Genomic DNA, 356 nt, shown 5'->3' on the forward strand with positions numbered 1-356 from the left:
TGCTCTTTAACAATCTGGAACAAGCTGAAAAATTGAAAACAAATCAATATATCACCGAGGTATATTGATGAGTCTCTCAAAATCTCAGACCTTGAATTTGTGATACTCCAAGGCGAGTGTCATGAGCGAGCAACAGCAATTCTAGGCGGACAGCGCGCAGTAAGCGCAGCATACATAAGTATGTGAGCATTACGAGCACTGCCCAACAACGAATTGATGCTTGTGTAGCCATGACCTTTAAAGTCGTCTTCGAGAGAAACATCTTCGGGTTGTGAGGTTAAGCGAATAAGCGTACACGGTGGATGCCTAGGCAATCAGAGGCGATGAAGGACGTGCTAATCTGCGATAAGCGTCGG

At 45.2% G+C, this 356-nt stretch carries 1 rRNA gene; it reads left to right on the plus strand.

The window, feature by feature from the left end:
* Positions 1 to 275: 275 nt before the first annotated feature.
* Positions 276 to 356, plus strand: a 23S ribosomal RNA gene (locus AB4J89_RS19010); the annotation flags it as partial.

The sequence above is a fragment of the Proteus sp. STS61-E genome (assembly GCF_040932335.1).
Classification (GTDB): domain Bacteria; phylum Pseudomonadota; class Gammaproteobacteria; order Enterobacterales; family Enterobacteriaceae; genus Proteus; species Proteus mirabilis_B.